At 70.2% G+C, this 13,879-nt stretch carries 14 protein-coding genes; 2 read left to right on the forward strand and 12 right to left on the reverse strand.

Annotated features, from left to right (window positions below):
* The first annotated feature begins 53 nt into the window (after positions 1 to 53).
* Together ACH499_RS30010 and ACH499_RS30015 are read left to right on the forward strand one after the other, a co-directional pair.
* On the forward strand, positions 54 to 518 hold the full coding sequence (locus ACH499_RS30010) for a hypothetical protein (RefSeq protein WP_399019880.1): 465 nt from the start codon (positions 54 to 56) through the stop codon (positions 516 to 518).
* 25 nt (positions 519 to 543) lie between these two features.
* Complete coding sequence (locus ACH499_RS30015; RefSeq protein ID WP_399019720.1) at positions 544 to 1,887, forward strand: hypothetical protein; 1,344 nt, start codon at positions 544 to 546, stop codon at positions 1,885 to 1,887.
* A 337-nt stretch (positions 1,888 to 2,224) separates the two neighbouring features.
* On the opposite strand, the gene ACH499_RS30020 is transcribed toward ACH499_RS30015, so the two are convergent.
* From ACH499_RS30020 to ACH499_RS30075, 12 genes are all read right to left on the reverse strand, one after another.
* Positions 2,225 to 5,686 (reverse strand): LysM peptidoglycan-binding domain-containing protein, encoded by a 3,462-nt coding sequence (locus ACH499_RS30020; RefSeq protein WP_399019723.1) that lies wholly within the window; start codon positions 5,684 to 5,686, stop codon positions 2,225 to 2,227.
* Positions 5,687 to 5,698: 12 nt separating this feature from the next.
* On the reverse strand, positions 5,699 to 6,139 hold the full coding sequence (locus ACH499_RS30025) for a pilus assembly protein TadG-related protein (protein WP_399019725.1): 441 nt from the start codon (positions 6,137 to 6,139) through the stop codon (positions 5,699 to 5,701).
* A complete protein-coding gene (locus tag ACH499_RS30030) occupies positions 6,136 to 6,585 on the reverse strand; it encodes a TadE/TadG family type IV pilus assembly protein (RefSeq protein ID WP_399019728.1) in 450 nt (149 codons plus the stop codon). The genes ACH499_RS30025 and ACH499_RS30030 overlap by 4 nt, the downstream gene beginning before the upstream one ends.
* A gap of 17 nt (positions 6,586 to 6,602) precedes the next feature.
* Positions 6,603 to 7,025 (reverse strand): TadE family protein, encoded by a 423-nt coding sequence (locus ACH499_RS30035; protein ID WP_399019730.1) that lies wholly within the window; start codon positions 7,023 to 7,025, stop codon positions 6,603 to 6,605.
* Entirely contained in the window at positions 7,025 to 7,240 is a 216-nt protein-coding gene (locus ACH499_RS30040) for a hypothetical protein (RefSeq protein ID WP_006134994.1), read from the reverse strand. The genes ACH499_RS30035 and ACH499_RS30040 overlap by 1 nt, the downstream gene beginning before the upstream one ends.
* A 43-nt stretch (positions 7,241 to 7,283) precedes the next feature.
* A complete protein-coding gene (locus tag ACH499_RS30045; protein ID WP_399019732.1) occupies positions 7,284 to 8,171 on the reverse strand; it encodes a hypothetical protein in 888 nt (295 codons plus the stop codon).
* Positions 8,168 to 9,118 (reverse strand): type II secretion system F family protein, encoded by a 951-nt coding sequence (locus ACH499_RS30050; protein WP_399019734.1) that lies wholly within the window; start codon positions 9,116 to 9,118, stop codon positions 8,168 to 8,170. The genes ACH499_RS30045 and ACH499_RS30050 overlap by 4 nt, the downstream gene beginning before the upstream one ends.
* On the reverse strand, positions 9,115 to 10,605 hold the full coding sequence (locus ACH499_RS30055; RefSeq protein WP_399019736.1) for a CpaF family protein: 1,491 nt from the start codon (positions 10,603 to 10,605) through the stop codon (positions 9,115 to 9,117). The genes ACH499_RS30050 and ACH499_RS30055 overlap by 4 nt, the downstream gene beginning before the upstream one ends.
* Positions 10,595 to 11,422: a hypothetical protein gene (locus ACH499_RS30060; protein ID WP_399019738.1), complete on the reverse strand. Its 828-nt coding sequence runs from the start codon at positions 11,420 to 11,422 to the stop codon at positions 10,595 to 10,597. Before ACH499_RS30060 ends, ACH499_RS30055 begins: the two co-directional genes overlap by 11 nt.
* A complete protein-coding gene (locus tag ACH499_RS30065) occupies positions 11,422 to 12,132 on the reverse strand; it encodes an SAF domain-containing protein (protein ID WP_399019740.1) in 711 nt (236 codons plus the stop codon). The genes ACH499_RS30060 and ACH499_RS30065 overlap by 1 nt, the downstream gene beginning before the upstream one ends.
* 22 nt (positions 12,133 to 12,154) lie before the next feature.
* Complete coding sequence (locus ACH499_RS30070; RefSeq protein WP_399019742.1) at positions 12,155 to 12,901, reverse strand: ATP/GTP-binding protein; 747 nt, start codon at positions 12,899 to 12,901, stop codon at positions 12,155 to 12,157.
* 104 nt (positions 12,902 to 13,005) lie between these two features.
* Positions 13,006 to 13,704: a hypothetical protein gene (locus ACH499_RS30075; RefSeq protein WP_399019743.1), complete on the reverse strand. Its 699-nt coding sequence runs from the start codon at positions 13,702 to 13,704 to the stop codon at positions 13,006 to 13,008.
* Positions 13,705 to 13,879 lie beyond the last annotated feature (175 nt).

The following is a 13,879-nucleotide window of genomic DNA, read 5'->3' on the forward strand; positions in this document are numbered from 1 at the left end:
CACCTTGCGGCGTGCGCCCGCGCGATCTGACAACCTATGACACGGAGTTGATCATGGCTCTATCTGCGGCGATCACCGGTACGCGGCAGACCGGGCATCGAGAACTCGTCTGGTTCAACGACCTGTTCGCCCGGTACCTAGCCCCATGGGCGGCACGCGACTGTCGGTTCTACATCGGTGGTGCTCGGGGCATCGATAGCCTTTCGCTGCTGTGGCTCGCCGGGAATTCCGAATCGCGGCTGACGATCGTCGTGCCCGGCAGGGTCGCACAGCAGCCGGCCGAAGCGCGGCAGGCTGTCGAGCGGTGCCGCGATCGGATCGACGAGATCATAGAACTCGGCGCCGACGAGCTGCGGTCGCCGGCGTTCCATGCCCGCAACCGGTACATGGTTGACCACGCCGATATAGTGCTCGGGTTCCCGCTCGCCAACGCCAAAGCTGGGGAGGGGACGGGCACGTGGCAGACCATCGACTACGCAGCCCAGCGAGGGAAACCTCGGCTGATTGTGCCCGTGTGAGCCCGCGCCCGTGCATCATGTCGGTATGAGCGTGTACGACAGACTCGTCGGCGCTGCCACACTCAAACGGTTACGACTCGCCCGCGGTTGGTCCCTCGCTGACATCGCCCGTGCCGCCGTCGACAAAGCGACAGAGATCGGGCAGCCGTTCGACGCCAGTGTCGCGAGTGTGCAGCGGTCCGTCGCACGATGGGAGTCAAGCACACGACCGATCCTGCCCGGCGAGCGATACCAACTGCTGCTCGCCCACCTGTATGCCTACGGCACCGATGGGCGTCTATGCCTCGGGTCTGGCAGTGACTTCGCCGAGCTGCTCGACGCGCTTGCGCACCTCGGTGAGAGCGAGCGCCGCATCGAAGAGCTGCGGACGCTGCTGGTGCATACAGCGACCGACAGGGGCGCTGGATTGCTTGCTCTGCTCGGCCCGTCGGTTGAGGGCGCCCTGTCGACGGCACTCGGCGATCCCGGCAGGCTCGATGAGGGCGTGCTCGATGCGCTGCGTCTGGTTGTCGCTGATGTGAATAGCCGTGTCGGCAGCTTGCCCTTCGTGCGGTTGCAGATCCTGCTCGCCCCGGTGATCGAGTCGTGCCGCCGTCTCCTCGGCGGGTCGGTGCCAGACGCGTTGCGCCCCGGTCTGCAGACGGTCGCGTCGCAGGCGTACACGCTCGGCGGCCGGCTCGCGTTCGAGACACGCGACGATGAGGCGTCGCAGGCACTGTACGCAGAGGCGACCAGCGCGGCTGGGGCGGGCGGTGTCCCGTGGCGTCGGTCGGTCGTCCACATGAGTCACGCCCTGGTCACCCTGTACTCGACGCCTGGTCTAGACGCGGCGCAGCAACTCGTCGACGCGGCGGTGCGCGACGCCCGCGCGGGTGGCAGCGTGACGGTCCGGGCCCGGGCGCACGCGCTGCAAGCGGAGATCGCCGCTCGCCGAGGTGCCGCGAAGCATGCGCGCGCGGCGCTCGCGCTCGCGCGGTTTGACATGGACGCCGACCGCGACGGCGACCCGGCCGGCACGTCGTTCTCTACGGCTCACCTGCGCGGGTTTGAGGGGGTCACATCGCTGTACGTCGGCGACGCGAGGGACGCACACGACTACTTTGCCGACTCGGCTGCAGCGCTGCGGGCGCCGCGCGAACGGGTGCAGCGGGCGATCGTGGCGACCGATCAGGCCCTCGCCCGGATCCGGCTCAACGAGCCCGAGTCGGCGGCCGATCTACTGCACGGGTGCATTGACGGAGCGTCGTCGATGGGCGGCCGGGTGGCATCGATCCGGCTGAGGCGGGCTCGTCGTGAGCTGCGGCCGTGGCGGAGGGAGGACTGGTTCGCTGATCTCGACGACCACCTGATCGAATCTCTTGGCACGTAGCCTGCCCGCGGACGCACAAAAACGCCCCTGCCGGGCCGTGAGGCCGGTGGTGGCCTCCTCGCAGACGCCCCTGCGCCTGCGGGGATGGTCCCCCTCAGACCCGGTGGCAGCACGACCGACTGCTCCCTGCTCCCGCTGGGATGTTCCGCCGCAGTTCATCGGGGAGGCAGGCTGGCGGGATGTCGGCCCCGTGCCGGCGGAGATGCTCCGCTCATGAGCAATTTGCTCTCCCGGGGTCCCGCGTCGGTCCCACGCCGACGGGGATGGTCGGTTGATCGGCAATCCCCTTCCAACCTGCGTGATGGCCTGCGTCCACCGTGGCCGTGTGTGCTTCCGGCTACGGGGTCTTGCGCGTTCCGCTGCTGGTGTTGTTGAGGAGTTCCTTGATGAGTTGTTCGGTTTCTGTTTCCGGGGAGCAGTCGAGTTCCCGGTTGATGTGTTGGACGCGGGTGATCGCGGTGTGCAGTCCCTGCCGGTTTCCGGCCGCGTGTTCGAGCCGGCACCAGTCGCGGTAGAGGAGCTCGGCGGTGTTGTCGACGTCGAGGCCTGTCGCTACGGCCTGGCGGGCGGCGTTGAGATCCCGGTGGGGGCCGGGGGCGGTGCGGTGGGTGGCCACGGTGTGCGCCACGTCGACGATCCGGGTGGTCATCTCCTGCTGGTGGGGCTCGGCCCACGGCAGCGGGGTGCCACCGAAGGGTTTGCCGCGTACCAGGGAGAGTGCCCGCTCGAGGTCGGGCAGGCCGGCCGGGCCTGAGGGCAGGGCGCGTTCGGTGAGCTGCAGGAAGCGGGTCCAGTCGCATCGCACGGCGGGGGAGAGACGGTAGGGGTCGTTGCCGGTCTTGCGGCGCGGCACGTAGGGATGGCCGTCGGGGTCGTTGCCCAGCGAGCGGCGCAGGCCCTGCATCCGGGCGTTGAGGGTGCTCAGGCTCCAGGGACGGGCGGGGTCCATGTCGGCGCACAGGGTCTCGGCGCTGCGCCCGGGCCGGAAGAAGAGCAGTGTGGCGAGCTGGGCCAGTCGGGGACCGTGGCCGGTGCCGGCCACTCCCGTGACCTTGATGGGGCCCAGGACGCGCATCTCCGGCGCGTGCAGGTCACGGGCCGTACCCGCGGCCGGTCCCGTCTGCGCCGTCGTGTTCGCCGCGCTGGTCGTCTGTCCGGTGTCGGGCTTGTCTTCACCGGGTTTCGTGGACGGGGCGACGAGGCCCGGGGACGGTGCGGTGCGAGTTGCTGGAATGTCCGTGCCGGGGGAGTCTTCCTCTTGAGCCAGGGGCGTCGGTGCGGCCGCGGGCAGGAGGGGCAGACTGGCGGGGTCGGTGGCGGCAGCGAGCAGGGCAGGGAACACCTCGCTGTCTGCCTCTGTGACCCGCGCTACCGGGTCGCTTGAGTCCGCCGGGGGCACGGGCGTCGCCTGCTGCTCCTGCTGCTCATCCTGCTTGGCGGGGGCTGGCTGTTGCGGCTGGTCCAGGCTGGTCGGCTCGTCCGGGACTTCCTCCCATGCGCCTTCGGCTGCGTGGGCGGGCTGTGCGGCTACGCGAAACGCAGCGGTGATCTGCAGGTAGGCGGCGTGTTCCAGACGCTGGACCGTAACCGCTCGGCCGACGGAGTCGACGATCTGCGGGGTGCTGAGGGAGGCGTTGAGGATTTCCGCGTCGGGGAAGTGCGGGGCGGCCGTGCTGGCCGGGGCGACCAGGGTGACCGGGACGTCGCCTGCCTTGTCGAGGACGTCGGCGAACGCGAAGGCGGTGTCGGCGTCCAGGACGGACGCGCACAGCAGCAGGTAGGGCTGGTGGGCGGTGTCGGGCAGCTGGTGGGCTTCCAGGAGCCGTTCGGTCAGGTCGCGCAGCGCGTGCGTGGGCTGGCGCATGTGGGCGATCCGCGCGGTGGGCAGCAGCTGCGGCAGGTCCTCGCCGAACCCGATCGTGACGACTTCGACGTCGCCCGCCCAGGGGCTCATCGCGAGCTCCAGGGCGAGTGAGGTGCACACCTCGGTGATGTGCACGGGGTTGCCGTCGAGCAGCAGAGCGGAGGTCCGGGCGAGATTGAGCAGCACCAGGTCCCCCGTCTCCGTGCTGCCGATGGTGACCAGAGCTGGGCAGGGAGCCGGCACGTCACGGGCGGCGTCCTCGTCGAGGAGGACGGCGTCCGCGTCCAGAACCCACCACCCGTCCTTCCCAGGCACGAATGGCGCCGGCGGCTTGTGGGAGAGGTCCTCGGGCAGCACGTGCACCGTGCGGGCACCGATCCGCGCAGCCTGCACCCCCGGCACACCTGCCCCGTCCTCCTGCCGGGCTGCCTGATGAGCCATGGTCCGCAGGGCCACGTCCAAACGCGTAGCGCCGACGGGCTCGGCGGCCGCCGCCAACTGCGCCTCGGCCGGGCTGGTCTCGCCTGCGATGGCGATCGTCTCGCCGGGCTTGCGGCGACGGCGCTGCAGCGTACGGCGCAGAGCGAGCGCGCCGGTGATGGCAGCGGCCAGCAGCGCCCCGGCCCCCAGCACGATGCGCAGGTTCAACGGACCGTCGGCCCGGGCCGACGCCGGTGCGGCCGTGGCAGGGTCGGTGGGGGTGGCTGCGGTGTCGGGCGTCTGAGCCGGCGAGGCGGGCGTGGACGGCGGGATGGAGGGGGTGCTGCTGTGGGGCTGCGGTGTCGCCGGAGCCGTCGCGGAGGGGGAGCGCTCCGGGCCTGGCTGTTCGGCAGATGGACTGCTCGGCGAGGCGGGAGTCGGCGAGGTCGCAGGGGGCGGGGCCTGGTCTGGCGCGGGCGCCTGCCCGTTGTCCGGCGCTTGCCCGTTGTCCGGTGTCTGAGCGGGTAGGGGAACGCGGTTTTGGCGGTCCGGCTCGCCGCCCGGGGGCGGCGTCTGGTCGCGCTGCGCGCCGGGGACGGTGATCTGCTGTCCCGCGTAGATGACATCCGGGTCGGTGATGGCGGGCAGGCCGTCGGGCTGCGGCTTGCCGCGGCTGGCGGCGAACAATGTGGGCCACTGATCGCTGTCGCCGAGTTCTTCCTCGGCGATCTTCGACAGGTTGTCGCCGTCCTCGACGGTGACCACGTGCACGCTCGCCTCGTCGTTGGCTGTCGTCTTGCTGGTCAGCTGGGTGCGGTCACCGCCCGCGAAGGCGTGGTCAGAGGGCATCTGCAGCTGCCAGCCCGGGCGCAGGAAGCTGTTCGACTGGAAGACCTGGCCGTCGGCCATGGTGTGGCCCTCGTTCAGCGCGGCGATCTCCCGCCACCTCTCGCCGTCCCCGAGCTGCTGTTCGGCGATACTCCACAGGCTCTCTCCCGCCTGGACGGTGCGCATCGACGTCGCCGATCTTGTCCCTGAGTCCGGCTGTACCTGCTCGGTGACAGGCTGCTCGTTGGCCTGTGCGGGCAGCCGGGTCGCGGTTGCGCTGGTCGCCGCTTGTGCGTCGGAGGCGAGGGCGGAACTGGTGGGCAGCAGGACGAGGATGCTGCCGATGAGCGCGGCCGCCGCCCGCTGCGAGGCACCGAACCCGCGCGGCGCCCGCCATGTACGCCCGCGCAGTTGCGCGAACAGCTCCCGCACCGCGCAGAACGCGAACTGCGCCCAGCCCGTCCAGCCGACGGCGAGCAGCAGTGCCAGGAACGCTGCGCCGGTGTCCTGCCGGTCCAGCAGGTGTGCCAGGTCGTCGTGGGTTGCCGCCCAGATGACCGGCGTCGCCCAGGCGAGCAGTACGGGCAGCCCGGCGAACGCGACGGTCAGGACGAGCAGGCTCACGATGCCGGTGATCACCCGGACCGGGGTGCGGCCGGCTGCGGCAGGAGCATGGGCGGGGCGCATCAGGGTCTTCCTCTACTGGGGTGCGGTGACGCCGTGCAGGAGCGTGGCGGAGCCGTGACCGGTGACCGGCATGGAACCGATCCCGACCACGGGCAGGAACTTCGTGGCGTAGCTGCCGGTGGTGCGCACGGTGAGCGTCTTGCCGTCTGCGGAGACGTGCACCGTGCCGGTGGCGCCGACGGACCGGAGATAGCCCTGTGCCGCGGCGACGGCGTCCTGTGGCCTGACGACGACACGGTCGCCGCTGATGGCCGCGGCCGGGTCGATGGCCTGCCCGCCGGCCCGGGCGGCTTCCCCGGCGATGTGGTCGGCGCGCTCGGTGGCCCGCATCTTGCCGCCTCCGTCGACGGCGACGCCGATGATGCCGATCAGCACGACGACACAGACGGCGACGAACACGGTCACGCCACCGCGGTCGTCGAGCCGCTCTGCCGGCCGGCATGTCCAGGTCACCGTGCATCAGACCTTTCGCGGTACTGGTCCACGACCGATGTCGCCGTCGAGGTCAGGCTCTTGGCGCCGGGCACACCCGGCAGCAGCAGATCGGACAGGTTGACGGTGCAGGTGACCGTCACCGTGACCGTGCCCACCTGGCCCACCGGCACGCTCAGTCCGCTGGTGTCGATGGCGACGCTGCTGGAGGCGCAGGCGATGCCCTGGTCGTCCAGAGATTCGGCGGCCGCGGCCTGGGCTGCGGCCTGGGCGGAGGCCGCGGTGCGGTGGATGGACGCCTCCCGGGCCGCGTCCTCCGCAGCGGCGTCGATCTTCGAACCGGAGGTGACGATGCGCCCCCCGGCGATCGCCAGGCACACGAACATGATCAGCGGCGGGATGACGATAGCTGCCTCGATGGCGACACTGCCCTCGTCACCACCCCGACGTCGCAGTAGGCGAGCCATCCTTACCGGCACCAGTCTCATGGGGCGGACGTCCACCTCTCGACCGGCCCGGACGCCGACTGCGTGATGGTCAGCCCCGAAACCCCCGGGATCATCGACTGGGCGACACCGGTCACCCGCACCCGCACGCGTTCACCGTCGCTGCCGGCACTGACGCTCAGAGAGCGCAGGCTGTCCCCGGCCGTGCGCCCCAGGACCTGGCGGGCGCGGGCTGCGCCGTCGGCGGGGCCGGCCTGGTAGACGCGGGCGGCGGTGACTCCTTCGCGGGCGGCGGTCAGGGCGATCTGCCGCGCGTAGTACCACAGGGACGCCTGGATCACGGCGATCGTCGCCAGCAGCACGAACGGGTAGACGATGGCCATCTGGACCGACGCGTCACCGCGGTCGTCGGCCCATCTGCGCCCCCGCCACCACGCTGTCAGGCGGGCACGGTCCAGCATCAGATGCCGCTCAGGCTGCCGTTGTACTTGGCGATCACCGCCGCGATGGTTCCGGCGATCACCAGTGCGCCGGTGACGGCGGCGACCCAGATGATGACGGTGGTGATGCTGATGTCACCCCCGTCCGGGCGCCGCCGGATCTCGGCGAGGCCGCTCTCCAGCCGCGTTGTCAGCCAGCGCACAGCCCGGTAGGAACGGACAGCGGTGTGCTTCACGGGAATTCTCCTTGTCGGTGTCGGTCAGCACGATCGGTTCGGATCAGACGGTGAGCATGCGGATCACCGCGGGGAACGCCATGAGCAGCATGACCAGCACGGCGAGCAGAGCGCCCGGGGCGGTCATCTTCTCGCTGGCCGCGTTCGCCTCGGCGGCCTGCCCGGCCAGCAGCTCGGCGCTGAGCGCAGCAGTCCTCGCCCGCAGGGCCTTGTAGACGGCCGCACCGTCGGTGGCGGAGCCGCGCATGATGTCGGCGACGTCGTCCAGGGCGGGCAGGTCGTACTCGGCGGCCAGCTCGGAAAGCGCCTGGTAGGGCGGGATCTTCTCCAGCCGGGCCCGGCGCAGCGCGCCCTGCACATACAGGAAGGGCCAGCCCCGGCCGACCGCGGCCGCCTTCTCCAGCGCCTCGGTCGGCCCGGCGTCCGCGGCCCGCTTGAGCGCGACCAGGTCCAGGTAGGCGACCAGGGCGTGGGCGAACTCCTCCCGCGCCCGCTTGGCCTGGTCGCGCACCGCCAGGTCCGGGGTGATGAACAGCAGGACGGCGACGGCGAGTCCGACGACGGCCGGCACATAGAACGGCAGCGAGACACCCGCCACGATCCACGGGATCGTCACCAGCACGGGGCACAGCAGCCCGAGCGCCGCGAGCGCGGTCTTCTTCAGCATGAACTGGCCCGGCCCCTGGCCGAGCAGGGCCAGGTTCTTGACAGGCACGCGCACGCCGGGCAGGCGCTCGAGGCGGGCCAGCAGCCACCGCCCCCACACCTCGTCCCGGTCCAGGTCCCGCTCCGGGGACACGGGCAGGCTGCCCGGCGCCGTGCGCTGCAGAGCCGGGGCCAGAGCGGGCTGCGGGCGCAACATCTCCCGCACCAGCAGCGCAGCACCTGCGCCGACCGTCCCACCGCTCAGCACGACAGGCAGAAGGTTCACCGGCTCACTCCTTCGTGCTCGCGCTCCACAGCCGGCGCATCGAGATCGGTAGTGGCCGGGGCGGGCAGCCGCACCGTGCTGGCCGGATCGGAGGTGAGGAAGCGTGGGATGTGGCGGAAGGCGCCGAGCTGCCGCATCAGCGCGAGGGTGGCCACGAACCCGGCCGTCAGGAACGCGAGGACCAGCTGGCCCAGGAGCGTGGAGTACGGAGCGGTGTAGGAGGGGACGAAGAACCCGGCCACCACGATGCCCACGGTGATGATGGTCATCCACCGCACCGTGGTCCGCGGCTTGGCACGGTCCGCCTCGATGCTGCGCTTCTTGGCGACCTCGTCGCGCACGGAGCCCGCCAGGTCCTCCAGCGCCTGGGCCAGGCCCGGCCCACGGTCATTGACCGACAGGATCAGCGCGGCCACCACCTTGTCGCCGGTGACGTCACCGAGTTCATCCCCGAAGGCGCGCAGGGCGTCCTCGGGACGCCAGCCCAGCCGCAGCCGGTCGGACAGATTGACGATCTGAGCAGCAAGTTCGTCCGGGGCGCCCTGCCTGCTGGTGATCATCGCCTGCTCCAGGCCCATGCCCAGCCGCAGCAGGCCGGCCAGCCGACCGGTCCACTCACTCAAGCCTTCCAGCTGGCCGATGCGTTCCGCCGCGATCTGCCCCGGCATGACCAGCCACGGCACACCGATGACGGCCGCGCCGAGCAGCACGCCCGCGACGAAGTTCCCCGAGACCAGCCAGACCACGGCGAACACCCCGACAGCGCCGACGGACAGGGCCCGTCGGCGCATCCGGACGTCCTCAGGCTGGTCCGGGCCGCGCCGGGCCAGCATCCGCTGCCACCAGGGGGCCCGGCGCGGTGCCGCCGACCCGACGATCCCGGCGACGAGACCGATCAGCCCGCCGACAACGGCCATGCCGCACAACAGCCCCCACAGCAGGATCACTGGACGCCTCCGACCTTGAGCGCCAGCGGCGCCGGCCAGGCCCCGTAAGGCTGCTGCAGCAGGCTGGAGTCGAAACCGACACGGCGCAGGTCGTCGATGCAGCCCGGATCCATCCGCGGCACCGCCCGCAGCTCACCGAACTCCAGGCCGGGCGAGAAGACCTCGTTGGTGGCGGGACGCCCGTTCTCGCCGATGCCGGTCAGTTCCAGGACGTGGGAGACGTAGCGGTGGCGGTGGCCGCCGATCTGCGTCTCGTCCGTCATGTCGACGTACACGATGAAGTCCAGGCCGTTGGCGGTCTGCCGGTAGGCGAGCTGCTCGGACAGATTGCCCTGCGCCAGCGCGTACAGCTCGGCGATCCGGTCGAAAATGATGTCCGGGCGGCGGGCGTGGATGGTGCACAGGTTGCCGCCGGCGCCGTTGGTCAGCGCCTGCATCATCGCCACGACTTCCGGGCCGCGGACCTCGCCGACCACGATCCGCTCCAGCGACATCCGCAGCGCCGGATGCATCAGGTCCAGCAGCGTCACCTCACCGGCACCACGACCGGAGGCGTCCTTCTCCCCGTTGGACTCCCGCCCGATCAGGGAGACGACCTGCCGGTGGTAGCCGTTGGCGTGGGCGAACAGCTCGTCCTCGGTCTGGATCGTCGCGAACCGCGTCTCCGGGTCGAACTCCTTGAGCATCGCCCGCAGCAGCGTCGTCTTCCCGGCCTTCTGCTTTCCCGCGATCATGATGTTCTTCTCCGCACGCACGCACGCGCCCAGGAATTCACGAAGGACCGGATCGATGGTGCCCAGGCCCACGAGATCGTCCAGGTCGGCGTGGGAGACGCGGTGCCGGCGGATGACCGCATACGTCATCGGCCCGAGTCCCGTGACCGCCTGCAGCCGCGACCCGTCCTGCAGAGACAGAGCGAGCGAGGGATTCGCGGTGGAGATGGTCCGCTCCTGGTGCCCGGAACCCCGGGCCAGTTCTCGCAGCAGTTCCAGCAGCTCTTCCTCGGTGTCCGCGATCGGCCCGACCATGCGGCGTTCTCCGTCGCCGTAGTCCAGCCACACCTCGTGCGGGCCCTGGATGATGATGTCCTCGACCCGCTCATCGTCCAGATACGGCTGCAGCCGCCCCGCCCGGTACAGCAGGTCATAGACCGCCCGGCGTAGCGCCTCGTCCTGCTGCGGCGTCATCGCCGCGGCATCCGACCACACCGCGACAGCCTCGGTGATCCAGTCCAGGCAGCGCTGCTCTTCGCTGGCCCGGTCCATGTCCGGCGCCGTCTTCAGCAGCTCTTCGCGCTGTTTGGCGACCTGTGAGGCGATGTGCCGGGCGACCTTGTAGTCGACCGTGACTTGAGGCGCTGAGCCGAGAACTCCGGTGCCAGCCGCCGACCCGGCCGGAGTGCCCTCCGCCTGCTGACGCGGCGTCTTTGGTGGCCTGCCGGGCGGCGGCACCACCGTAGGGTCGGCGTGCAGAGGCCTACCGCGCATAGCTGACCTCCTCACTCCTTGCCGCCGTCCCGGGCGGGCCGAGACGGGCACGGCGGGCGGCCGCCCGCTGCACCAGCAACGTGCCCGTGGTCCGGGCAGCCTTCATCAGCGCGGACTTGGTGAAGTGGCGGGGCTGCTCTGCCCCGTCGGACAGCACCCGGGCCTCCTTCGGCGCATACGGCAGGGTCGCCACCACCGGAACCTGCAGCACCCGCTGCACCTCACCCGCCGGGTACGGGCCCTCATCGATCACGATCAGGCCGACGTCACCGACGCGCTCCGACAGGGCGTTCACCCTGCTCTGGGCGGCCTGCAGACAGCGCAGAGTGTTGCGGACCACGACCAGGACGAGGTCGGCCTGCTCGGCCAGGACACCCGACGGGCCGGTCGCCCCGCGGCGGCCGAGGTCGACCAGGACGTCGTGACCGTGGTCGGCGTCGATGCCGCGGAATATCGCGGCCAGACCTTTCCAGACCGGACTCAGGCTCGCCGCCTGGGCGGGATCAGTGATCCCAGGCAGCAGCAGCCGGTCGCGCGGCGACTCAGCCTTGCCGTCCTCGCTGCTCAGATCGATCAGCTGCCGCCAGAACGCCTCACCGAACTCGCCCTTACGGGCCGCCACCGACAGATTCCGCAACCCGTACCGGTCCCCGAGAGTGCCCTGCAGCAGGCCATGCAGGACAGCGCCCCCGTCCGGGTCGCATTCGGCAAGGATCATCCTTCGGCCCGGCTCAAGCGGCCAGGACAGCAGCAGAGCGAGGGCACTGGTCGTCACCCCCGGGGCGCCGCTGCACCCCGCCAGCGCGATCACGGCCATCAGCTGCCGTCCGGAGCGTCGAGAACCAGGCGCAGCGCGTCGGCCGACACCCACGCGGCGACGGTCGGGCCGTCCTCCGCGGCTGTGGACACGTCGACGACCACCACCCCCGTCCCAGGGGCCGCCTTCGACGCCTTCACCACCCGTCCGGCGATGCTCTGCGGACCGTCCCCGCCGGGCTCCTTGCCCGCCTCGGCGGCCCCCTGGACCGGCACATGCACCAGCTGGACCCTCTGCCCCGGCACCAGGGCCGTTGCGGGGACTTGCTCGGGCTTCAGACCGATCGGGACCAACTGCTCGCCGGCCTTCACCAAGGAGTCCCTCGTGACTTGCGACGGGCTCAGCAGCGAACCCGGCTTCAGCTCGACAGCTGCCCGCTTGCCCACCACCGATTCCACCTCATCGGCGCGCACGGCCTTCACTGCCGGATCTAGGGCGACCGACGCGTTCCCGAGATCTTGCTCGGTCAGGACCTGTCCTACCTGCACGTCGCGCACCACGGTCACCACCTCGGTACGGTTGCCGACCTGGAGAAGAAGCACCGCGACGCCAGCGCCCCCGGCTGCGATCAGCGCCAGCGACAGAGCGATCACACCCGGTCGGCGCCTGCGGGCGGAGACCCGAGGAGGCGCAACCGGGCCGTAGCTCTGAGCCTGGTGGGGAATGCCGCCAGAAGCAGGAGCTCCAGCTCGTTCCTTGGTCTTGCTCAACGTTCTGTCCTTTCGGCGGCTTCTACCTGACGACCTGCAACTCGCCGACGGCCACCTGCACGTCGGACTCACGGGTCTCGGTGAACTCCCCGGCCTCGCCGCCGCCCTTCCAGTCGACCGTCCACGTTGACGTCGCCGTCACCGTGAACTTGTGGGACTGAGCACCCGCGGAAGTCTTGGCATAGACGTGGCCGCAGGTCGGCGACTGAGCCATGCCCTCGGAGGACCGGTAGGGCGTACCTGGCCCGTTGCACGTCACGGAGGAGCCGTCACCCATGCTCCAGGTGATTGAGGAGACGCGGGCGGTGGCGGTGACGGTGACGGCACCGGCTGTCGCACTGGTCGTCTGCGGGCCGTACGACGTAGGTGTCCGCTCCACCCACATCCACACCGGCACCCCGACCGTGTAACGGCCAGCAGTCCGCGGACTGCCGATGGTCGGGCCGAGCAGCTTCATCTTGCTCACCGCCTGCCGTGCCACCAACTCGGGATCGATGGCGGGGGCGGCCGCCGTTCCATCCAGCACGACGCTCTCCGTCACCGGAGTGCCGCCGGGGCCATTGAGGCAGGTCCGCTGGTGCACGGCGCCGTCCTCAGGTGACTTCTCACCCCAGAACATGCTGCCTGCGGGTGGCTGAGGCACCATCCGCTCGGTCGTGCACACCGGTTTGGCCTGCTGTTTGTCGCCGGAGCCGGAGCCGGAGCCGGCTGGTTTGGCGGCCGAGCCAGAGGCGGATGAATCCTCGTCGGCCTCGCAGACCACCCACATACCGGCTCCACTGCATTTACCGCCCGTGGACGGCCCGGCAGCGGCAGACGGAGGTAACGCCAGTGCCAAAGCGGCCACGACGGCGGATCCGAGGAGGACGCGGCCTAACAGCTGCGCTGCTGCGGTGTGACAGTGACGATCTTCCACTGCTCCCCCCACTTCTCCGCCTCAACTACCGTCACGTAGCGGACAAGCCGGTCCTTCGGCATCTTCACAGGCGCGCGGGAATCGGCGTAGACGAACTTCCAGTCCGTGCTGTCCAAGCAGTCCGCCAGCTTGGCGTAAGGAACCTTCTTCTCCGGGACCAGCTCTTCCACCGTGACGTCATGGGATGGCGCGCCGGTCGTGACGATGCCCTTCGACCGCAAGTCCTTGAGATCGTTGCGCACGTTCGACAGCGCCTCTGCAGCGGCGTACTGGCCGAAGTCCGTACCTGCCGTGTCTCCCTTGGCGTACGCCTTAACCTGCTCGGCCCAGAAGCTGTTATAGGCATGCAGGACAGCTGCCTTGGAAGCCGCCTCCGGATCATTGGACTGGCTCGGTGCCGCAGTCGCTGTCGGGGCCGGCGCGGCACTCGAAGCCCCGTCGGTGGTCTTGGCCTCTCCGTCAGACGTGCTGCACGCGGGCAGGGCAAGTGCAGCGGACAGTGCCATGACCGTGCCGGAGAACATTCGCAGATGAGTACGGTCGTGAAGGATCCGATGTGCGCAACGTTCCACGATTGCCTCCCCGTGCGGCGCGGTGAACAGGGTCGATGCCCTGCGACGCCTGCGAACAGCAGGACGGTTCCACAGCTCGGCCAAGCTGCGGTGATGCGTTTGCGTGATCGCTAGGTTACGCATATGCCGGTCAACTCCCAAGTCGAAGAGGCGAGTTCACTCGAACACCTTGGGTGGTATTCGGTCACTTCCGAAACCGATTGTCGACTTGTTGTCGTGTGCCTTCGCTGCCTCCTTTGCGGGATGCACCTGCAACTTC

This window comes from Streptomyces sp. NPDC018947 (assembly GCF_044390505.1).
GTDB lineage: Bacteria > Actinomycetota > Actinomycetes > Streptomycetales > Streptomycetaceae > Streptomyces.